Origin of the sequence: Gordonia heveisoli (assembly GCF_030315745.1) — a bacterium.
Taxonomy (GTDB): domain Bacteria; phylum Actinomycetota; class Actinomycetes; order Mycobacteriales; family Mycobacteriaceae; genus Gordonia.
In genome coordinates this window covers 17,568-37,738 of the sequence record NZ_JASXSH010000012.1, presented here as the reverse complement: position 1 = coordinate 37,738, position 20,171 = coordinate 17,568, and the positions used below count along the sequence as shown (strand labels likewise).

General features: G+C 66.6%; 17 protein-coding genes. 13 read left to right on the top strand and 4 right to left on the bottom strand.

Translation table 11 applies throughout. The annotated features are described in order from the left end of the window. Positions 1-6: 6 nt before the first annotated feature. Complete coding sequence (locus QSJ18_RS12105) at positions 7-576, bottom strand: hypothetical protein (RefSeq protein ID WP_286326724.1); 570 nt, start codon at positions 574-576, stop codon at positions 7-9. Between the two features lie 82 nt (positions 577-658). Here QSJ18_RS12105 and QSJ18_RS12100 point away from each other — a divergent pair, with 82 nt between their 5' ends. After that, entirely contained in the window at positions 659-1,141 is a 483-nt protein-coding gene (locus QSJ18_RS12100; RefSeq protein WP_286326723.1) for a DUF5709 domain-containing protein, read from the top strand. Between the two features lie 7 nt (positions 1,142-1,148). Here the strand turns inward: QSJ18_RS12100 and QSJ18_RS12095 are convergent, their stop codons facing one another. Continuing rightward, positions 1,149-1,901 carry a Clp protease N-terminal domain-containing protein gene (locus QSJ18_RS12095; protein ID WP_286326722.1) on the bottom strand — a complete coding sequence of 251 codons (753 nt, stop codon included), beginning with the start codon at positions 1,899-1,901 and terminating at the stop codon, positions 1,149-1,151. Between the two features lie 162 nt (positions 1,902-2,063). Here QSJ18_RS12095 and egtB point away from each other — a divergent pair, with 162 nt between their 5' ends. After that, positions 2,064-3,347, top strand: a complete 1,284-nt coding sequence (egtB, locus tag QSJ18_RS12090; RefSeq protein ID WP_286326721.1) for an ergothioneine biosynthesis protein EgtB — start codon at positions 2,064-2,066, stop codon at positions 3,345-3,347. Further along, on the top strand, positions 3,344-4,312 hold the full coding sequence (gene egtD / locus QSJ18_RS12085) for an L-histidine N(alpha)-methyltransferase (RefSeq protein WP_286326720.1): 969 nt from the start codon (positions 3,344-3,346) through the stop codon (positions 4,310-4,312). Before egtB ends, egtD begins: the two co-directional genes overlap by 4 nt. Here the strand turns inward: egtD and QSJ18_RS12080 are convergent. Beyond that, positions 4,281-5,339, bottom strand: a complete 1,059-nt coding sequence (locus QSJ18_RS12080; protein WP_286326719.1) for an LLM class flavin-dependent oxidoreductase — start codon at positions 5,337-5,339, stop codon at positions 4,281-4,283. The genes egtD and QSJ18_RS12080 overlap by 32 nt on opposite strands. Before the next feature lie 144 nt (positions 5,340-5,483). On the opposite strand from QSJ18_RS12080, the gene QSJ18_RS12075 reads away from it, so the two are divergent. From QSJ18_RS12075 to QSJ18_RS12055, 5 genes are all read left to right on the top strand, one after another. Then, positions 5,484-5,864 (top strand): SHOCT domain-containing protein, encoded by a 381-nt coding sequence (locus QSJ18_RS12075; RefSeq protein WP_286326718.1) that lies wholly within the window; start codon positions 5,484-5,486, stop codon positions 5,862-5,864. Positions 5,865-6,067: 203 nt separating this feature from the next. Then, complete coding sequence (locus QSJ18_RS12070) at positions 6,068-7,051, top strand: ABC transporter permease (protein WP_286326717.1); 984 nt, start codon at positions 6,068-6,070, stop codon at positions 7,049-7,051. A 1-nt stretch (position 7,052) separates the two neighbouring features. After that, positions 7,053-8,039, top strand: a complete 987-nt coding sequence (locus QSJ18_RS12065; RefSeq protein ID WP_286326716.1) for an ABC transporter permease — start codon at positions 7,053-7,055, stop codon at positions 8,037-8,039. Further along, positions 8,036-10,177 carry a dipeptide ABC transporter ATP-binding protein gene (locus QSJ18_RS12060; RefSeq protein ID WP_286326715.1) on the top strand — a complete coding sequence of 714 codons (2,142 nt, stop codon included), beginning with the start codon at positions 8,036-8,038 and terminating at the stop codon, positions 10,175-10,177. Before QSJ18_RS12065 ends, QSJ18_RS12060 begins: the two co-directional genes overlap by 4 nt. Beyond that, positions 10,174-11,826: an ABC transporter family substrate-binding protein gene (locus QSJ18_RS12055; protein WP_286326714.1), complete on the top strand. Its 1,653-nt coding sequence runs from the start codon at positions 10,174-10,176 to the stop codon at positions 11,824-11,826. The genes QSJ18_RS12060 and QSJ18_RS12055 overlap by 4 nt, the downstream gene beginning before the upstream one ends. Before the next feature lie 238 nt (positions 11,827-12,064). Here the strand turns inward: QSJ18_RS12055 and QSJ18_RS12050 are convergent, their stop codons facing one another. Next, on the bottom strand, positions 12,065-13,729 hold the full coding sequence (locus QSJ18_RS12050; protein ID WP_286326713.1) for a (2,3-dihydroxybenzoyl)adenylate synthase: 1,665 nt from the start codon (positions 13,727-13,729) through the stop codon (positions 12,065-12,067). A 132-nt stretch (positions 13,730-13,861) separates the two neighbouring features. On the opposite strand from QSJ18_RS12050, the gene QSJ18_RS12045 reads away from it, so the two are divergent. From QSJ18_RS12045 to QSJ18_RS12025, 5 genes are read left to right on the top strand one after another with little or no spacing between them, the layout of a single operon-like run. Then, complete coding sequence (locus QSJ18_RS12045; RefSeq protein WP_286326712.1) at positions 13,862-15,220, top strand: salicylate synthase; 1,359 nt, start codon at positions 13,862-13,864, stop codon at positions 15,218-15,220. Next, positions 15,217-16,563 carry a beta-ketoacyl [acyl carrier protein] synthase domain-containing protein gene (locus tag QSJ18_RS12040; protein WP_286326711.1) on the top strand — a complete coding sequence of 449 codons (1,347 nt, stop codon included), beginning with the start codon at positions 15,217-15,219 and terminating at the stop codon, positions 16,561-16,563. Before QSJ18_RS12045 ends, QSJ18_RS12040 begins: the two co-directional genes overlap by 4 nt. Beyond that, complete coding sequence (locus QSJ18_RS12035) at positions 16,556-17,902, top strand: acyltransferase domain-containing protein (RefSeq protein ID WP_286326710.1); 1,347 nt, start codon at positions 16,556-16,558, stop codon at positions 17,900-17,902. Before QSJ18_RS12040 ends, QSJ18_RS12035 begins: the two co-directional genes overlap by 8 nt. After that, positions 17,899-19,212: a SidA/IucD/PvdA family monooxygenase gene (locus QSJ18_RS12030; RefSeq protein ID WP_286326709.1), complete on the top strand. Its 1,314-nt coding sequence runs from the start codon at positions 17,899-17,901 to the stop codon at positions 19,210-19,212. Before QSJ18_RS12035 ends, QSJ18_RS12030 begins: the two co-directional genes overlap by 4 nt. A 6-nt stretch (positions 19,213-19,218) precedes the next feature. After that, entirely contained in the window at positions 19,219-20,157 is a 939-nt protein-coding gene (locus tag QSJ18_RS12025; protein WP_286326708.1) for a methionyl-tRNA formyltransferase, read from the top strand. Positions 20,158-20,171 lie beyond the last annotated feature (14 nt).

Sequence of the window (20,171 nt, the reverse complement as noted above, 5' to 3'; positions counted from 1 at the left end):
TGCGGTTCAGGCCGGCGCGAAACCGTCGAAGGTGACCTCACCCTCACGATCGGAGCCGTCGGGTACATCCGCGATCAGCTGGTTGATCGTCGAGAGCAGGTCGCGGCTGTGGGCCAGCTTGACCCCGTCGATGAGGCCCGGCGCCACCAGCGACGCGGGGTCGGTGCCGTGGCGATACACCGCCGCGGCACCGAGAAGGCGCAGCGCCTGCTGCGGATCGGCCTCCCAGAGCGCGTCGGCGGTGGTGAGGTACAGCCGCAGCGCCGGCGGGTAGTCGTGGAGATGCACCAGCGCCCACGCCCAGTGTTTGGCCACGTCGACGGTGTCACGCTCACCCCGACCATGGGTCCGGACGTACTTTCCGTGGAGTTCGCTGCACAGTGGGGTGCAGTCCGACCACAGCTGCAATTGCGAGGTGCACCGGACGCAGTCATGCAGGTTGGACAGATACATCGGCGAGTAGGGGCCTTCACGGCGGGAACGGATCTCGCGGAGCACCGAGAACTCTGCCAACGCGTGCGTGTACTCGCCCGCCGAGATCAGGGCTTGGGCCTCGGCCTGCATTTCCTCGATCATCTCTCCGATTGTGGCCGATCCCCGGTGGCGTCGAGAGGTGAATGGCCGAACCGGACACGGGATGCGACCTATCGTTGAAGGCATGAACGACATCGCACCTTCAGACGGTGACTACAGCCTCGACGATGACGATCAGTTGCAGCCGGGCGACACGCTCGACGATCGGGGCGTCGACGACGTCCTGGACGAGGGGTACTCGCCGCCCGACCACAAACCCAAGGGTGCGGTGCACGGTTTGACCGCGCAGGAGATGCGGGAGGGTGAATCCCTTGACGAGCGACTGCGGGAAGAGGAGCCCGACGTCGACGACGGCGATCCGCTGGATCGGATCGACGCCGACGAACGCGACGAAACTCGTTGGCGTTCACACGAATCTGACCACGACAATGAGTTCGCCGAGGCCGTCGACCAGGTCGGCGACCGACGGTCGGGACGACTGGTGGCACCCGACGCGGGCTTCGGCCCCGACACCGAGAGCGAGGCGTTCGCCAGTGATGTCGGGATCGACGGGGCGGGGGCGTCGGCCGAAGAAGCTGCCATGCACTACCTGGACGAGGACAACTGACCGGAGGTCAGGGTTTGTCCAGCACCTGAGCCAGGGCGGTGACGAGGTCGGTGCGCAGTGTCGCGGCGTCGAGGCCGATGGCGGTCAGCGTGGCGGCGAGTTCGTCGTCGGCGAACAGGCCGAGCAACAGATGTTCGGTGCCGGTGTAGCTGTGGCCGAGTTCGGCGGCAACCGCGACCGTCGTCTCCAGGACCTTCTTCGCGCCCGCGTCGTAGGGCGCCAGGGTGGGGCCGTCGGATGCTGCTGCTGCGGTGTCTTCCGGGCCTGGAGCGGGGACGAGCGCGGCGAGGGTGGCATGTAGACGATCGGCGTCGACGCCGCGACCGCTGAGGAGCGTCGCTGCCAGACTGCCGGTCTCGTCGGCCAGGGCGTCGGCGATGCGGGCGGCGGTGACGGTATCGGCGGCCGCCTCGACGGCGCGCGCATTCGCGACCATCAGAACATTCGCGGCGCGCGGGGTGAATGAGGCGAACGGATTGTCGGCGGGCGCCTCGGCGCTGGTGCGGGTGACGAAGCGTTTCTGGGCTGCTTGTTTGCTCACGCCCATGCCGGCCCCGATGGCGGTCCACGACGCCCCCGCGCGGCGGGCCTGGTCGACGAAGTGGCCGATCAGATGGTCGGCCATTTCGCCGAGATGATCCGCGGCGACCATGGCGGCGGTCAGTTGGTCGAGCGGATCGTCGTGGGTTGCCCGGATGGCGTCGATGAGGTCGTCGAGACGGATACGAGCGGCGGGATTCGGGGGGGACGCGTCGGTCATGTCGTCAACCGTAGGTTGACGCCAGCGCCATCGTCAACCCCTGGTTGACGATGGTTGTCGGCTGAATGTTCGTTGACACATGCCGACTGTCTCGACACGATGGAGAGCGATGTCGACGCCCCGGGCGCCCGACCGCTCGGCGCCTACATGTGGAGGTTGTCTATGAGCATCACTTCGCCGGTCACTGCCGACTCTCCGGTGCCGGAATCTGCTGATTCCGGTGTGCCCTCGAAAACGCCGCTCCTGGAACAATTTCGCGAGGTGCGTGCACTGACCGATCGCCTCTCCTCGACGCTGTCGGCCGAGGATCAGACGCCGCAGTCGATGACCGAGGCCAGCCCGGCGAAATGGCATCGGGCGCATGTGACCTGGTTCTTCGAGGAGTTCGTGCTCCGAGCCGATCCCGAGTACGTCGTCTACGACAACACCTTTCGCTATCTGTTCAACAGCTATTACGAAGCGGTGGGTGAGCGTCACCCGCGCCCCGACCGGGGCCTGGTCACCCGGCCGGGCGTCACCGAGGTGACCCGCTACCGCGAGCATGTCGATGCGGCGGTGGTCGATGCGCTCGACCGCGGGCGGCTGGACGATACGGCGTTGGCGCTCGTCGAACTCGGGTGCAATCACGAGCAACAGCATCAGGAGCTGTTGCTGATGGACATCAAACACCTCTTCTCCACACATGCCTTTGCGCCGGTCTATGTCGATCGCGCACCGGATTCCGGTGCGACGACCGCGCCGCAGACGTGGCGGTCGGTATCGGGTGGAATCCGGGAGATCGGCATGGCCGGAGCTGGTTTCGCCTACGACAACGAAGGCCCCCGGCATCGGGTCTTCCTGGAGGACTTCGAGATCGCCGACCGTGCGGTCACCAACGCGGACTGGCTGGAGTTCATCGCCGATGGCGGATACCGGCGTCCGGAGTTCTGGTTGTCCGACGGGTGGGCCCATATCCGACAAGCCGGGTGGCAGGCGCCGGAGTACTGGCGCGATCAGGACGGCGAGTGGACGACCTTCACGCTGTCCGGACGCCGCCCGGTCGTTCCCGACGAGCCGGTCGTACACGTCTCGTTCTATGAAGCCGACGCCTTCGCTCGGTGGGCGGGTGCGCGGCTCCCCACCGAATTCGAGTGGGAGGTCGCGGCCGCCGAAACCGGAACGGCCCGTGGCCAACTCCTCGACCCCCGTCGATGTCATCCCGCCCGGGCCGGGAGAGCGATGATCGGTGACGTCTGGGAGTGGACCGCCAGTGCGTATCTGCCCTATCCGGGATTCGTGCCCGCCAACGGTGCGGTTGGGGAGTACAACGGCAAGTTCATGTGCGATCAGCATGTGCTGCGCGGCGGGTCCGCGATCACCCCGCCCGGCCATGAGCGGGCCACCTATCGCAACTTCTTTCCGGCCGCCTCACGCTGGGTCTTCGCCGGACTGCGGTTGGCCCGATGACGGCCGGGGTGGATTCGCCGCTGGCACTCGACGCGCTGGCCGGCCTCTGGCAGGACCCGCCGACGCTGCCGGTGAAGTGGCTCTATGACGAACGCGGCAGTCGGCTCTTCGACGAGATCACCAGGCTGCCCGAGTATTACCCGACCCGACGCGAGACCGAGATCCTGACCGCACGCGCCGCGGAGATCGCGGCGACGACCGGTGCGGAGATGATCGTCGAACTCGGGTCGGGGACGTCGACCAAGACGCGTCTGCTGCTCGACGCCTTCGTCGCCGGCTGTGACCCGGGCGGTTCGCGGATCTCCTACGTTCCGGTTGACGTGAGCGACGAGATGCTCAGTGTCACAGCCGAAATACTGAGCGCCGACTATCCAGATCTCGATGTGGTGCCGGTGGTGGCCGACTTCACCGAGCCCGGTTTGACGCTACCCGTCGCAAACGGCCCGCGGCTGGCGGTGTTCCTCGGCGGCACGATCGGCAACTTCACGCCAGATTTCCGGGTCGAGTTCCTCGACCGGCTGGCGGCGGCACTGGCTCCCGGCGACTACTTTCTGCTCGGTGCCGACCTCATCAAGGACACCGGCCGCCTGGTGGCCGCTTACGACGACAAGTCGGGTGTCACTGCCGATTTCAACCGGAATCTGATCGAGGTGCTACGCACCGGGCTCGACGCGCGCAACCTCTACGCCGACGACTTCGAGCACATCGCGCGCTGGAATCCGGCCGAGCATCGGATCGAGATGTGGCTGCGGACTCGACGAGATGTCAACGCCTGGTTCGAGGTGCTCGGCAAGGCGTGGCACCTGCCCGCCGGTGCCGAGATCCATACCGAGATCAGCACGAAGTTCGAGCCGGCTGCCCTCGCTGCGGAGTTGGCGTCGGTGGGCCTGCCCGCAGTCGCGCAGTGGACCGACGTGGCGGGGGATTTCCTGCTCACCCTTGCCTGTCGGCGAGAATCTCCCTGACTCGTGGAATGACCTGCGTGCCATACAATTCCACGCTCCGCATCAGATTGCGGTGCGGGAGGGTGCCGTGCGAGTACTTCATGTCGAATCGGCTCAGGCCCAGCGCGGTCACGGTGCCGGCGATCTTCTGGGCGACGGTCTCGGGTGAGCCGACGTAGAGCGATCCCGACGGTCCGGTCGAGCGCTCGAACTCGATCCGGGTCGGCGGCGGCCAGCCACGTTCGGCACCGATCCGGGCCACATAGCCGCGGTAGTGCGGCCACAGCTCTTCGCGCGCCTGGTCGTCGGTGTCGGCGACGTGGCCCGGCGAATGGACACCCACCGGCAGTGTCTCGGTGCCCAATTCGGTTGAGGCGCGATGGAACAGGTCGACATAGGGTTTGAATCGCAGTGGGTCGCCCCCGATGATCGCGAGCATGAGCGGCAGTCGGTAGGTGGCCGCCCGCACCACGGATTCGGGGCTGCCGCCCACCGCGATCCAGGTGGGCAGTGGTGGCGTCTCCAGAGCGGGAAACACCGATTGGGAACGCAGCGGCCCGCGCGTGGCCCCCGACCAGGTCACCGGCTCACCTTCGCGCAGCCGCGCGAACAGCGACAACTTGTCGGAGAACAACTCCTCGTAGTCGGCCAGGTCGTAGTCGAACAGCGGAAAGGACTCGGTGAAGGAACCGCGTCCCAGGATCACCTCGGCGCGGCCGGAGGAGAGTGCGTCGAGCGTCGCGAACCGCTGGTAGACCCGGATCGGGTCGTCGGAGCTGAGCACGGTCACCGCCGAACCGAGCCGGAGGCGGCTGGTCCGCGCGGCGATCGCGGCCAGCAGCACCTCCGGTGCGGATACCGCGTAGTCGTCGCGATGGTGTTCGCCGACGCCGAGAAAGTCGACCCCGACCTCGTCGGCGAGCACCGCCTGGTCGAGGACGTCACGCAGCGTCTGGGCGTCGCTGACCCGATCCCCGTGGTCGTCGACGGTGTTGTCGCCGAAGGTGTCGAGTCCCAGTTCGGGACTGGATGTCGCTGTGTCGTGCATGGCCTCACCCTAATTTGATGAATTGGCGGTTGAAATCCGACATTTCGCACTGACAGCCATCTGTAGGGGTATGGGCTGTGAGATGCTTTCGGCAATGGTCATCCGCGGAGTTGACCTGCACTCATTAGTGAAGGAGCCGGCCCTATGTGGGACTCGTTCTGGGATTTCATCTGGTACACGATCGTCATTTTCGCGTTCATCGCGTACCTGATCATTCTCTGGCACATCATCTCGGACCTCTTCCGTGACAAGGCGGCATCGGGTTGGCAGAAGGCGGTCTGGGTCGTTTTCCTGATCATATTCCCGTATCTGACGGCATTGATCTATCTGCTCGTCAAGGGCAAGGGAATGGCGGAACGGCAGCGAGAGGCTTACGCCGAGGCGAAGCAGGCGTCCGACCAATACATCCGCTCGGTCGCCGGCCATTCGCCGACCCAGCAGATCGCCGACGCCAAGGCACTGCTCGACTCCGGTGCGATCAGTCCGCAGGAGTTCGAGGCACTCAAGGCCAAAGCTCTGGCCTGATCCGGCACAACCGACCACAGGGTCCCGCATCGATGCGATGCGGGACCCTGTTTTTCGCGCTCCTTCGGTGGTGCCTTCGCCACGCCCGAGACGGAAACAAGGCACCAGCGTGCTCGCGCTGACAGAATGATCACCTCAGCCGTACACCAGCTCTGTACAGCGAGCCCGACCGAAGCCTGTCCGTACGACACCGTGGAGCGCATGTGATCGCATACCTGTGCAAGCGCATCGGGGTGTGGGCTGTCCTGGTATTCGTCGCAACCAACCTGACGTATTTCCTTGCCACCGCCATGCTCGATCCGCGCTCGAATTACGCGGTTCGTCGCCCGCCGTTGCCGGAACACGTCGTCGACGCGACGCTGGACACCTACAACCTCAATGACAAGGTCCCGCTGCTGGAGCGGTGGTGGACCTGGCTCACCAACATCCTGCTGCACTGGGATTGGGGCAACAGTCCGGTCGGCCTCAGCGTCAACGAGCAGATCTCCTTCCGGGCTTGGTCCTCGGTCCAACTCCTGGCGGCGGCGACGATCATCTCCACGCTGCTCGGCATCGCCCTCGGTGTCTACACCGCGCTGCGGCAGTACAAGGTGTCCGACCGCGTGCTGCAGTTCGTCTCCCTGGTGACCATCAACCTGCCGGTCGCGGTGGTCGGCCTCGGCATCGTGCTGGCGGCCATCTCGCTCAATCAGGCCGCCGGCGACTCCCTGGTCTATGTGTCCGGCGCGAAAAGCCTCGACGTCCACGGCTTCTGGCCGGTGCTGTCCGATCGGGTGCAACATCTGATCCTGCCGACCATCACACTCGTCATCACCAGCTATGCCGGTCTGCACATCCTCCAGCGTTCGCTGCTGCTGGACACGATCAACGCCGACTACGTGCGGACCGCCCGGGCCAAGGGCCTCACCCGTGGCCGGGCCGTTCGGCGGCACGCCCTGCGTACCGCCATCATCCCGGTCGCCGTGGGTATCGCCTTCGCCATCCCGGCGGTGTTCACCGGAGCGGTGCTGACCGAGACCATCTTCGGGTGGGAGGGGATGGGCCGCTATTTCGTCACGTCGATCAACACCAACGACATCCACGGTGTCGTGGCGGTCTCGGCCTTCGGCGCGGTGGCGACCGCGGTCGGCGCGATCCTCGCCGATCTGTTCGTGGTGTACCTCGATCCGAGAGTGCGGGTGAGCTGAGATGACGATGATGCCCCCCGAACCGCGGCGCGGCGCCCCCGGAGCCGGGGATACCGCGTCCGCGCCGATCATGGGTGAAACCGGCGGACTGCTCGCTGAGAGCGCCACCCCGCCGGCACCGATCGCCCGGCATCGAGGCGGTCGAACCCGGATCCTGGCCAAGCGGTTCGCACGTAACACCCTGGCGCTGGTCGGCCTGGCCATCTTCGTGTTCCTGGTGATCTTCGCGATCTTCGGCGGCATGATCGGCCAGTGGTCCTACAGCGACGCCGACTTCTTGGCGATCGGGTTCCCGCCGTCGACCGAACACTGGTTCGGGACCAACGACGCCGGCAACGACCTGTACGCGCAGGTTGTCCACGGTCTACAACGATCGCTGGTGATCGCGGTCTCGGTCTCGGTGTCCACCACCGCGATCGCGGCGTTGCTCGGCGGGTTGTCCGCCTACTTCGGTGGTTGGGTGCAGCGGATCATCTTGGGATCGATCTACATCCTGCTGGTGGTGCCGTCCTTCCTGATCCTCGCGCTGGTCTCCAACAAGACCGGCGGCGACTGGCGGTGGCTGATCGTGGTGCTCGTCGCCTTCGGCTGGATGATGCTGGCCCGCGTGGTCCATTCGATGGCGCTGACCATCCGCGAACGTGACTATGTGGCCGCCGCACGCTATCTGGGTGTGCGTCCGGTGACCATCATCGTGCGGCACATCCTGCCCAACATGGCATCGCTGCTGGTGATCAACTTCGCGCTTGGCATGGTCGCCACCGTGCTGACCGAGACCGGCCTATCCTTCCTCGGCTTCGGTATCAAGATTCCCGACGTGTCCCTGGGGTCGCTGCTGCAGGCCGGAACCGGCTCGCTGGCCGCCTCGCCCTGGCTGTTCTGGTTCCCGGCCGGGGTGCTGGTGCTGCTGACCGTGTCGATGGCGCTCGTCGCCGACGGGCTGCGCGATGCCTTCGACCCGACTTCGACGAAGGGACAGGCGAAATGAGTCTCGACACCGAGATCCTGGCCGACGCCGTCGGCACGCCGGAGCATGGCGACGTGGTGCTGTCCGTCGCCGACCTGACCGTCTCGTTCGGCAGCGAGGCCGGCCGGGTCGACGCGGTGCGCGGACTGTCCTACGACCTGCGCGCGGGCATGACCACCGCCATCGTCGGCGAATCGGGTTCTGGCAAGTCGGTCTCGGCGATGGCCATCCTCGGGTTGCTGCCCGACAGCGCACGAGTCGGTGGGTCCGTACGCCTGCACGGGCGTGAGCTGAACGGCCGGTCCGACAAGGAGATGTCGACGATCCGGGGCCGGGAGATCGCGATGGTCTTCCAGGATCCGCTGTCCTCGCTCACCCCGGTGTTCACCGTCGGCGATCAGATCGTCGAAGCCCTTCAGGCACACCAGAAGCTGACGAAGAAGTCAGCCTGGGTGCGAGCGGTGGAGCTGCTCGGACTCGTCGGCATCCCGGATCCGGCGCGTCGTGCCAAGGCCTTTCCGCATGAGCTGTCCGGCGGTATGCGTCAACGTGTGATGATCGCGATGGCGATCGCCAACGATCCGTCGGTGATCATCGCCGACGAGCCGACCACCGCACTCGACGTGACCATTCAGGCGCAGATCCTGGAACTGCTCGACACCGCGCAGCGGGAGACCGGCGCCGCGGTGCTGCTGATCACCCACGACCTCGGGGTGGTCGCGGGCAGTGCCGACGACGTGGTGGTGATGTATGCCGGCCGCGCGGTGGAGACCGCCGACGTGGACACGCTGTTCCACGCGCCCCGGATGCCGTACACGGTCGGCCTGCTCGAAGCGGTCCCGCGTGTCGACCGGCGCTCGGACACGTTGACCCCGATTCCGGGTACGCCACCGTTGCTCATCGACCCGGCCGACGAATGCCTGTTCGCGCCGCGCTGCCCGATCGCCCGAGACGAATGCCGCAGCACCGAACCTGCTCTGCGTGCGATCGGAGCCGGCCGGGCCGAGTCCGTGCCCGACCATCTGGTCGCGTGCGTGCGCGCCGACGATATTGCCGATGGTGCGATCGATGGTTCGCCGATCTATCCTCTGCCGCAACCTGATTCGCGAGCCGATCGGGCACCTCGGGACGACCGGCCACCGGTGCTGCAGGTCGAGAATCTCCGTAAGGAGTTCCCACTGACGAGCGGGCTACTCAAACGCCGGGTGGGTACGGTGCGTGCGGTCAACGGTGTGACCTTCGACATCCGGCGCGGCGAATCGCTGGCCATCGTCGGTGAATCGGGCAGCGGCAAGTCGACGACACTCCTGGAGGTGATGGACTTCGCACAGCCGGCGGGCGTGGTCCGCATCGGCGGTGTCGATCCGGCCGCGGTGCCCAAACGGGAGGCGCGGTCGCTGCGCCGTGAGGTCTCCATCGTCTTCCAGGATCCGGCCGAGGCCCTCGATCCGCGTTTCACCGCTTTCGACATCGTCGTCGAACCCCTACGCGCACTGGGGGTGCCGCGTGCGGAGGCCGACGCCAAGGTCGAGGGGCTGCTGCGACGGGTCGGTCTGGATCCGGCCCATGCCGACCGGTTTCCGGCAGCCTTCTCCGGTGGGCAACGTCAGCGGCTGGCGATTGCCCGTGCGCTGGCGACCGAGCCGTCGCTGATCATCCTCGACGAACCGCTGTCCGCACTCGACGTGTCCGTGCAGGCCGATATCGTCAACCTCATCCGCGAACTGCAGTCGGTTGGCGATGTGGCGTATCTGGTTGTGGCACACGATCTATCCGTGGTTCGTCACCTTGCCGACCGGGTGGCGGTGATGTACCTCGGCGAGTTCGTGGAGGTCGGCGAGACCGAAACCGTCTTCGACGAGCCCGCGCATCCCTACACTCGGGCACTGTTGTCGGCCGTGCCGATTCCGGATCCGGTGGCGCAACGCAACCGCAACTACGTCCCGCTGACCGGTGAGCAACCCAGCCCGACCGCCGAGATCGTCGGCTGCGCCTTCGCCGGGCGGTGTCCGTTGCACGCCCGGCTGGATCCGGATCGGCAACAACGCTGTCGCACCGAGGCACCGACGCTCCGTGCCGAGGTACCGACACTTCGCGCTGAGGCCGCCGCATCCGCCGATCACGAGGCGGCCTGTCACTACCTGGGGGTGGACGCATGAAACGCCTACTGATTGTGCTGGTCACGGTCGGTCTCGTGGTCGCCGGTGCCACCGGATGTGGGGTCTCGCTCGACAGCGGACCAGTCAACACGACCGGTGCCGACCTGAATCCGCAGCCACGTGACAACATCCGCGACGGTGGGACACTCACCACCGCCATCGGCGAGGTCACCGCGCAGTGGAACACCTTTCACGCCGACGGCACCGCCTACACCCGAACCCTGTGGAACTGGTACAACCCGGTGCTCGCCTTCTTCTCGCCGGACGGGATCTATTCGCCGAACCCCGACTATCTGACCAAGGTGGACAAGGCGCTGGTCGGCGGGCGCACAGTGGTCACTTACACCGTGAATCCGAAGGCCTACTTCAATGACGGGACACCGATCGACTACCGCGCCTTCGTGGCGACCTGGAAGACCAGTGCGGGCACCGATCCGAGCTACATCGTCAGTTCCACCGACGGCTACGACCAGATCGAGTCGGTGACGCGGGGCGTCGACGACCGGCAGGCAGTGGTGCGCTTCAAGGGGGTGTGGGCATGGCCGGACGGTCTGTTCAACTCGGTGTTGCACCCCAAGGCCGCAGTCCCCGACTTCTACAACAAGGGCTACGTTCAGCAACCGCACCCGGAACTGGGCGCCGGGCCGTACACGGTGGCCTCCTACGACCGAAACAATGCCATCGTCAGTTTCAAACGCAATCCGAAGTGGTGGGGAAAACCGGGCAAGCTGGATCGTCGCTGGTTCCGGCAGATGGAACCGCAGGCGGCGATCAACGCCTTCCGCAACGGTGAGTTGGATGCGATCGGCGTGGGCAGCAAGGATTCTCGCGCGCAGGTCATCACCATGAACGACATCGACATCCGTACCTCAGGGTCGCCGTCGCAGTCACTCATCGTGGTCAATCTCGACACCCCGACCCTCTCGGACATCAGGGTGCGTGAGGCCTTGCTGCGCGGGGTGGACCGGGCGACCCTGGCTCGTATCGATTTCAGCGGACTGAACTTCACCGAGCCGCTGCCGGGCTCACTCGCCATGTACTCGTTCCAGCCGGGTTATGAGGACAACGTCGCCGGGATCATCGACTACGACGAGGCTCGGGCCAAAGCCATTCTGGATGAGGCGGGTTGGCGTCCCGGAGACGACGGAACGCGGGAGAAGAACGGGCAACGACTGTCCCTGACCCTGCCGATTCTCGGTGATTCGCCGAGTTCGCAGAACAGTGCGCGAGCGCTGCAGGTGATGATGGGGAAGATCGGTATCGACCTGCAGATTCAGCAGCGACCGACGTCGGACTTCTCCAAGGTGATCGTCAACAAGGAGTTCGACATCTTCCTGATGGCCTTCTCCTCCAGCGATCCGTTCGGCATGGCGTACCTCTGTCAGATCTGGTGCAAGGGATCACAGTTGAACAAGGCCGGTGCCGGATCGGTCGAACTCGACGCCGAGATCCGTCGCGTCGCGCAGATCGCCGATCCGATGGCTCAGATCAAGGCAGGCAACGAGGTGGAACGCAAGGCGTTCGCGCAGTATTCGGACCTGCCGTTGACCAATGGGCCGACGATGGTCGCGGTCAAGAAGGGCCTGGCGAACTACGGCGCCGGCCTGTTCTACATCGGACCGATCGAGGACATCGGCTGGCAGAAGTAGTCCGACGAAAGTAGGGGACGAATCTTCGTCCCCTACTTTCGTGGTCGTCCCCTGGTTGTATCTGGGGGAGGAGCCGGAAAGTGGGGGAGGAACTCTTCCCCTACTTTCGTGTGGGGGCTCAGGCGGGGGTGGTGGCCTCGGAGTTGGGGAGGGCTTCGTCCCCTACTTTCGTGGTCGTCCCCTGGTTGTTCCTAGGGGAGGAGTCGGAAGATAGGGGAGGAGTGTTCGTCCCCTACTTTCAGGCGGGGGTGGTGGCCTCGGTCAGGCGGCCACGCAACGCGACCTTGTCGATCTTGCCGACCGCGGTGACCGGCAGGGCCGAGACGAACCGCAGGTCGTCGGGGAGTTTGAAGGCCGCGAGGCCGCGGTCGGCGAGGTAACGCCGGAGGTCGGCGAGCCGGGGTAGTTCATCGCCGAATCCGATCGGCGAGACCGCGGCCACGCAGATCTTCTCGCCGAGAACGGGATCGGGCAAACCGACCACGGCGACCTGGGCGATGCCCGGATGGGTGAGGAGGTTCTCCTCGATGTCGTCAGCGGCGACGTTCTCCCCGGCCCGCACGATGGTGTCCTTGATCCGGCCGGTGACGATGAGGTCCCCGGTGGGTAGCCGCCGGACCAGATCGCCCGACCGATAGTAGCCGTCGGCGGTGAATGACCGCTGATTATGTTCGGCCGCACGGTAATACCCGCGAATGGTGTACGGGCCGCGGACCAGGAGTTCACCGTCGACGCCGTCGGGCACCTGGGCGCCGTTCTCGTCGACGATGCGGACGTCGTCGGCCTCACACATCGGGCGGCCCTGGGTCCGATGGATCGTGGCCCGGTCGTCATCGCGTCGCGTGTAGCAGATGAGACCCTCCGCCATACCGAAAACCTGTTGGACGACGTCGCCGAAAGCCAGGTCGATGGCCTGGGCGTCGGGCTCGGCGAGTTTGGCTCCGCCGACCTGGAACAGACGCAGGGACGACCGGTCGGCTTCCTCCCACTCGGTTGCGGCACACCAGAGTTGGGCCAATGCCGGGACCAGTGCGACTGCGGTGACCCGGTACTTCTCGATCACCTCGAAGGCGCTGTCCGGACTGGGATTGTCGGTGAAGACGGTGTGGCCGCCGACGGTGAGGATGCCGAGGAAGCCGGGGCAGCACAACGGGAAGTTGTGGGCCGCCGGAAGTGCGACGAGCATCGTGTCGGCATTGGTCAGTCCGCAGATCTGGGCCGAGCGGGTGGCGTTGAAGGTGTAGTCGGCGTGCGTACGCGCGATGAGCTTCGGTAGGCCGGTCGTCCCGCCGGACACCAGGAACAGGGCCGGCAGGTCGGGATCGGCGGAGTCGGGCAGCGAGATCGCGGCCGGATCGGCATCGGGCAGAGGGGCGAACTCGGCGTGGTCACCGTCGATGAACACCATCGTGAGGCTGTCGGTCAGGCTGACCAGTTCGCGTGCGAGGTCGCGGAAGTCGAAGCCGCGACGTCCATCTTCGCTGATGTAGGCGACCGCGTCGGCGCCCACGGCCAAATGTGCGATCTCGGCGATCCGGTGTGCGGGCAGCGCCATCACCGGGACGACTCCGGCGCGGATCAGGCCGAGCGCGGTGACGGCGAAGGTCAGCGAGTTGTTGACCTGCAGGACGACCCGCTGTCCGGGCCGCAGGCCTGCGGCGGCAAAACCGGCAGCTCGGCGTCCCACCGCCGCGCCGAGTTCGGCGTAGGTCAGGCTGCCGAGCTCATCGACGGATGCGTCGGTGACGGCGAGTTGTGTCGGCCGTGCGGCGACCTGGGCGTCCAACAGTTGCCAGAGCGGCGCGGTGGCCAGCAGTCCGGCCTCTCGGTAGCGGATGGCCGAGTCGATGGGGTGCGGGGTGAACCCGGTGGCGAGGTCGGCCAGGTCGGTGGCGTGAGACATGCCCCCATTGAACCATCAATTAGGTATGCCTTACCATAACCAAGGTTCGCTTAGGCTGTCCTTCGCAATGGCTGATGGTCGCCAACCCAGTCCGGATCTGCGTTACATGTCGAGACAAGGGGCATCGCACATATGTCGCTGACCACCACCCGGTCGAGCATCGAGTCGGCCACCGACGAGCACCTTCCCCCCGTGGACCCCGCGCGCGTCTGCGCGGCCTGGGCGGCATCCGGCGAGTTCGGCGACCACGTCGTCTACGAGCAGGCGCGGCGATGGACCTTCGCCGGCGGTGTCCGCGCCCGCATCATTCTCACCGCCTCGGGAGCACAGGTCGCCCATGGCGAGATGATCGTGGAGTATCCGGCGGCGGCTTCACCCGCGACCACGCTCGCCACCGTGCTGGCTGAACTCGACATCCCGGACTGGCGCGTCTTCGGGTGGGTCGGCTTCGACTTCTGTGCCGACCACTATGCGGCGAGCGCACACGTCGGGCGCGACGCTGTCCTGGCGCATCTGATCGTCCCGGAGTTCGAGGCGGTCGTCGACGATGCCGGCATCGACACCGGTAACGCCGACCCGGTGACCGCCGCCCGGCTGTTCGAGATCGCCGCCGCCGAATTCACGCCGGGGAAGGCTTCGCCGGTTGCCGTCGGCCTCGATGCCGACGACTATCGCGGTCGAGTGGCAACCGCGATCGAGGAGATCGGCAACGGCGCCTACGCCAAGGTGATCCTCTCGCGGCAGGTGCCGATCCCGTTTGCCGTCGACATGCCTGCCACTTATGCCCTCGGTCGAGCAGGTAACAATCCGGCACGCTCCTTCCTGCTCTCCCTCGACGGGTTCGCCGCCGCAGGCTTCAGTCCGGAACTGGTGGTCGCGGTCGACGCGGAGCGCGGCGTGGTCACCGAGCCGCTGGCCGGTACCCGAGCGCTGGGCCGTTCCGCCGAACTCGACGCCAGCGCCCGCGACGAACTCCGGACCGACGCCAAAGAGATTGCCGAACACGCGATCTCGGTGCGCGCGTGTTTCGAGGAAATCGCCTCGGTCGCGACCGCCGGGAGCACCGCGGTCAGTGAGTTCATGGTCATCCGTGAACGCGGCAGTGTGCAGCATCTGGCATCCACCGTGCGGGGCATGCTTTCGGAGGAGGCCGACGCCTGGCAAGCCCTCGCCGTCCTGTTCCCGTCGATCACCGCATCCGGGATTCCCAAGGCACCGGCGATCGACGCCATCTACCGGCTCGAACCGCATCGCCGCGGGCTGTATTCGGGCGCGGTGCTCACCGCGTCGTCGGCCGGCGACCTGGAGGCCACCCTGGCGCTGCGCACCGTGTATTCCGAGGGCGAGCGTTCCTGGCTGTGTGCCGGTGCCGGTGTGGTCGGCCAGTCGACCCCCGACCGCGAGTTCGAGGAAACCTGCGAAAAGTTGGCCAGCGTAGCGCCTTTCGTGGTTGCGGCGTCGCCGCGCGCCGCGGCGGGAGAGCTCTCATGACGGCAGTGGCGCCCATCGGCGAGGCCGCCGCCCTGGCCGACGATCCGATCGTCGTGGTGGGTATGTCGGTGGAGGCGCCCGGCGGGATCGATACGCCGGCCGCCTACTGGTCAGCGCTGACCGAGGGTCGCGACCTCATCGGCCCGTTTCCGCGTGACCGCGGCTGGGATGTCGACGAACTTCTCGGTCTGTCGGCCCGGCACGGTTGGGGTCAGGTGGCCGATGCCGGTGGATTCCTGGACAAGGCAACAGAATTCGATCCGCTCTTCTTCGGCATCTCGCCCCGGGAGGCTGTCGCGATGGATCCGCAGCAGCGGGTCATGTTGCGGACCGCTTGGCGCGCAGTCGAGAACGCCGGGATCAACCCCCGGTCGCTGGCCGGGCAGGAGGTCGGCGTCTACGTCGGTGGCTCGGCGATGGAATACGGGCCGCGCGCTGCCGAGGTCAACGAGTATTCCGGCTATCGGGCGGCGGGATCCGCACTCGGGGCGATGGCCGGACGGATCTCGCACTGCATGCAGCTGACCGGACCGTGTATGACGGTCGACACCGCCTGTGCGTCATCGCTGACCGCGCTCGACCTGGCGGTCAAGGCACTTCGTGACGACGACGCGCAACTCGCACTCGTCGGCGGTGTGTGCGTGATGGGTTCTCCCGCCGCGTTCTACGAGTTCTCCAAGAACAACGCGCTGGCCGCAGGCGGCCAGTGCCGCCCCTACTCGTCGGAAGCCGACGGCACCCTCTGGGGTGAGGGAGCAGGCCTGATTGTGCTGGAACGTCGGTCCCGGGCGCTGGCCGCCGACCGGCGGATCTACGGCGAGATCCTGGCCACCGGTGTCAATCACAACGGGGGCGGCGCAGGCATCGCGCTACCCAGCGCCGCCGCACAGCAGCGGCTGATCGAACGGGTGGTGCAGCGCGCGGGTATCGCCCCCGAGCACGTGGACCTGATCGAGGGACATGGCACCGGCACTGCGGTCGGCGATCCGCTCGAGTTGGAGGCGCTGAGCGGGGTGTACGGGGCCGCGCGGCGCAACGCTCCGGCCGCCGTCGGCTCGGTGAAGTCCAATCTCGGTCACGCCCAGGCGGCTTCGGGAATGCTCGGACTCATCAAGGTTCTGCTCTGCGGTCTGCACGGACAGATCGCCCCGACTCGCCACGCACAGCAGCCGTCGGACTCGGTCGACTGGACCGACGTCGGGCTGCGACTGCCCGCCGCCGTCGAGGACTGGCCCGATCGGGACGGTGTGCGACACGCGGCGGTGTCCTCCTTCGGCATCGCGGGCACCAACGCCCACGCGATCATCGCCATGCCTACCGAAACGAGTGACAACAATGCGTGATGTCTACCTGGCCGACGGTTCGGCGGCTGTCGTCGTCTCTGCGGGATCGCCGGAACAGCTTGCGGCCGACGCCGCGGGCTGGGCGGCTTACCTCGACACCCATCCCGACGTGACGCCTGCGGCGGTTGCGGCACTGGCCTTCCGGGCCAAGGTCATCGAGCCCCATCGGGCCATCGTTCGCGGCCGGTCGGCGACCCAGCTCGGGGAGGCGATGCGGGCTATCGCGGCCGGTGGCGTCCACCCCGATGCGGCACGGATCGCGGGCCCGGCGCTGCCGCGCCGAATCGCCTTCGTATTCCCCGGACAGGGCAGCCAGCAAGCCGGGATGGGTCGCGACTTCTACGACCGCAGCGCCGACTATCGCGATGCGGCGGATGAGATCAACGCGGAATTCGAAGCCACGGTGGAGATCTCACCTCTGGACTATCTGCTCGACGACACTCACGCCGAGGATGTGCGCATCCTGCAGCCGGCGATCTTCCTGCACACCCTGGCGTTGGCGCGGATGTGGCAGGCCGTTGGTATCCAACCGGCAGCGGTCATCGGACACTCACAGGGAGAGATCGCCGCGGTCGTCGTCTCCGGTCATCTCGGTCTGCGTGATGGCATCCGGATCGTGGCCGACCGGGCGCGGGTCGTCTACCGGTCTGCCTATGAAGACGGCCACGACACCTGCGCCATGGCCGTGGTGGGTGCGGACCGCGCGACGGTCGAGGCGAAGCTGGCCCGACTGACCGGCTGGGCCGAACTCGCGGTGGTCAATTCCGCCACCGTGCACGCGATCAGCGGTGATGAACGGGCGATCGACACGATGGTGGCGGCCTTTGCCGCGGATGGGGTGTTCGCCCGCCGCATCGGCGTCGATCATCCCGGCCACACCTCCTTCGTGCGCTTGTACGAGAAGGAGTTCAACGGCACCCACGCGGAGATCGAGGCGACCGGGTTCGCCGCCGGTGACATCCCGTGTTTCGGCGGAACGCTCGGCGCCGAGATCACCTCGGATCTGCCCGTCGGCGACTACTGGTTCTGGAATCTGCGCAACCGTGTCCGCTTCGACCTGGCTATCACGGCCGCGGCCGACGCGGGGATCAACACCTTCGTCGAGATGTCCGAACACCCGACGATGCTGCTGTCGATCACCGAAACCCTGGGCATTGCCGGTGTATCCGCGGTAGTGGTCGGCACCGGCAAGAAGAAGTCCGATCCGCTCGATGCCTTCGCGGCGAACCATTCTCAGGTTCTCGTCGGTGACGCCGGTTTCGCCGGACCCGCGGTGATCGCCCCGGCAGGCGCGGTGCTCCCCGACTTTCTGCGCGACCGCGCGAGGGCGGTCCGATGACCGGGGCCACCACGGACCGGCTGATCGTCGTCGGGGCCGGCCCCAAGGCGATCGCCGTGGCCGTCAAAGCCTTCGTCCTGGCCGGTCTGGGTCTGCGGACTCCGCAGGTGACGGTGATCGAACCCAATGCCGTGGGCGGGAACTGGCTGGAATCCGGTGGCTGGACCAACGGTCGCCATCGCCTCGGTACGAGTCCGGAGAAGGATGCCGGATTCCCCTATCACTCCACCGCTTTCGGCGGGCGCAACGCCGAGATCAACGATCGGATGCGCGCCTTCAGCTGGAACGCCTTCCTCATCGACCGTGGCACCTACGCCGAGTGGATCGACCGTGGCCGTCCTAGTCCGCAACATCATCTTTGGGCCTCCTACCTGGGCTGGATCGCGCGCAAGATCGACCTCGACCTGGTGCGCGGGCGCGTCGAATCGGTCGGGGTCGACGACGGGCGCTGGGCGGTGCGGGTGATCGCCGCCGACGGACGGTTGGCGGACTTGGCGGCCGATCGGCTCATGATGACCGGTCCGGGCAGCAGCGAACGAACACTCGCCGACCATCCCCGTGTGCTCAGCGTCGCCGAGTTCTGGCGTCTGGCCGCACGATCGGAGCTGCCGTCGTCGTCGCGCGCGGCGGTCATCGGAGGCGGCGAGACCGCAGGATCCGCACTCGACGAACTGTTGCACCACGATGTCCTCACCGTGTCGGTGATCTCACCCAATGCGACGATCTACACGCGCGGCGAGAGTTACTTCGAGAACTCGTTGTACAGCAACCCGGTCAAGTGGCGTTCGCTGAGCCTGGCCGAGCGCCGGGACGTGGTGCGCCGCACCGACCGTGGCGTCTTCTCCGTTCGGGTTCAGGAGACGCTCCTGGCCGACGAGCGGGTTGCGCACCTGCAGGGCCGGGTGACCAGGATCGTGCCGGAGGCAGACGGCCTCGCGCTGACCCTGCACAATGAGCTGCGCCCGGATCAGACGCACGCCTTCGATCTGGTCATCGACGCAACCGGCGGCGATCCGCTGTGGTTCTTCGAGATGTTCGACCAGGGGGCAACCGATCTCGCGGAACTCGCGCTCGGCGGGCCGATCAGCCAATCGCGGGTCGAATCCTCGATCGGGTACGACCTGGCCCTGGAGAACCTCGAGCCGCCGCTGTATCTGCCGAATCTCGCCGGTCTCGCGCAGGGGCCGGGATTCCCGAACCTCAGCAGTCTCGGCGAGCTGTCCGATCGGGTACTCGCACCGGTGAGCGTCGGCGGCGTAACCCAGGAACTTCGCGACCCAGCCCATTTCCCCACTACCGCAAGGACATAGACCACGATGCGTATCGTTTCATTCGGCTACCAGACCTGGGGTCGTCGCACGCTGCAGGCGCTGTTGGACTCCGGTCACGAGGTCGTACTCGCCGTCACCCACCCGGCGAGCGAGGATTCCTACAAGGGCATCTGGTCGGATTCCGTCGAGGACCTCGCCCGGGAGAAGGGGCTGCCGGTCCACCTGACCGAGCGTGCCGACGCCGAGACCATCGAACTGGTCCAGCAGGCGCAGCCGGACGTGATCGTGGTCAACAGTTGGTACACCTGGATGCCCAGGGAGCTGTGGGATTTCCCCACGTACGGCACGCTGAACCTGCACGATTCGCTGCTGCCGAAGTTCACTGGCTTCTCGCCGGTGCTGTGGGCGTTGATCTCCGGCGCCGACGAGATCGGACTGACCGTGCACCGCATGGACGAGGACCTCGACACCGGCGACATCCTCGTTCAGCACGCGCTGCCGATCCCGGCCGGCATCAACGGCACCGACCTCGTGCTCGCCGGGATGGAATTGATTCCCGGTGCGATCAATGAGGCGTTGGCGGCGCTGGAATCCGGTGATCCGCAGTGGCGTCCGCAGGACAAGTCCGAGCGCACCTACTTCCACAAGCGTTCCGATCGTGATGGCCTGATCGACTGGCATTCGCCCGCAGTCGATCTCGAGCGTCTGGTGCGAGCGTTGTCTGCGCCCTATCCGCCGGCGTTCAGTCATTATCGCGGCGAGCGCATCGAGATCCTCGAGTCGCGGATCTCGGATGCGCGCTACGGCGGCACCATCGGGCGCGTGATCGTGCAGGAGGGTGGCGGTGCGGTGGTCTGCGGACCGAACCCGCTTCGTGGAGAGAATCCGGCGCTGGTGATCACCCGGGTCCGGACCTCCGACGGGGTCGAACATGACGGGGCGAAATTCTTCCGGCGCGGAGGGTATCTCACCGACACGCTGTGACGAGCACCGAGACC

Excerpts from the sequence above, each read along its gene's own strand:
- QSJ18_RS12105 (WP_286326724.1), bottom strand. The coding sequence starts at position 576 with ATGATCGAGGAAATGCAGGCCGAGGCCCAAGCCCTGATCTCGGCGGGC.
- QSJ18_RS12100 (WP_286326723.1), top strand. The coding sequence starts at position 659 with ATGAACGACATCGCACCTTCAGACGGTGACTACAGCCTCGACGATGAC.
- QSJ18_RS12095 (WP_286326722.1), bottom strand. The coding sequence starts at position 1,901 with ATGACCGACGCGTCCCCCCCGAATCCCGCCGCTCGTATCCGTCTCGAC.
- egtB (WP_286326721.1), top strand. The coding sequence starts at position 2,064 with ATGAGCATCACTTCGCCGGTCACTGCCGACTCTCCGGTGCCGGAATCT.
- egtD (WP_286326720.1), top strand. The coding sequence starts at position 3,344 with ATGACGGCCGGGGTGGATTCGCCGCTGGCACTCGACGCGCTGGCCGGC.
- QSJ18_RS12080 (WP_286326719.1), bottom strand. The coding sequence starts at position 5,339 with ATGCACGACACAGCGACATCCAGTCCCGAACTGGGACTCGACACCTTC.
- QSJ18_RS12075 (WP_286326718.1), top strand. The coding sequence starts at position 5,484 with ATGTGGGACTCGTTCTGGGATTTCATCTGGTACACGATCGTCATTTTC.
- QSJ18_RS12065 (WP_286326716.1), top strand. The coding sequence starts at position 7,053 with ATGACGATGATGCCCCCCGAACCGCGGCGCGGCGCCCCCGGAGCCGGG.
- QSJ18_RS12060 (WP_286326715.1), top strand. The coding sequence starts at position 8,036 with ATGAGTCTCGACACCGAGATCCTGGCCGACGCCGTCGGCACGCCGGAG.
- QSJ18_RS12055 (WP_286326714.1), top strand. The coding sequence starts at position 10,174 with ATGAAACGCCTACTGATTGTGCTGGTCACGGTCGGTCTCGTGGTCGCC.
- QSJ18_RS12050 (WP_286326713.1), bottom strand. The coding sequence starts at position 13,729 with ATGTCTCACGCCACCGACCTGGCCGACCTCGCCACCGGGTTCACCCCG.
- QSJ18_RS12045 (WP_286326712.1), top strand. The coding sequence starts at position 13,862 with ATGTCGCTGACCACCACCCGGTCGAGCATCGAGTCGGCCACCGACGAG.
- QSJ18_RS12040 (WP_286326711.1), top strand. The coding sequence starts at position 15,217 with ATGACGGCAGTGGCGCCCATCGGCGAGGCCGCCGCCCTGGCCGACGAT.
- QSJ18_RS12035 (WP_286326710.1), top strand. The coding sequence starts at position 16,556 with ATGCGTGATGTCTACCTGGCCGACGGTTCGGCGGCTGTCGTCGTCTCT.
- QSJ18_RS12030 (WP_286326709.1), top strand. The coding sequence starts at position 17,899 with ATGACCGGGGCCACCACGGACCGGCTGATCGTCGTCGGGGCCGGCCCC.
- QSJ18_RS12025 (WP_286326708.1), top strand. The coding sequence starts at position 19,219 with ATGCGTATCGTTTCATTCGGCTACCAGACCTGGGGTCGTCGCACGCTG.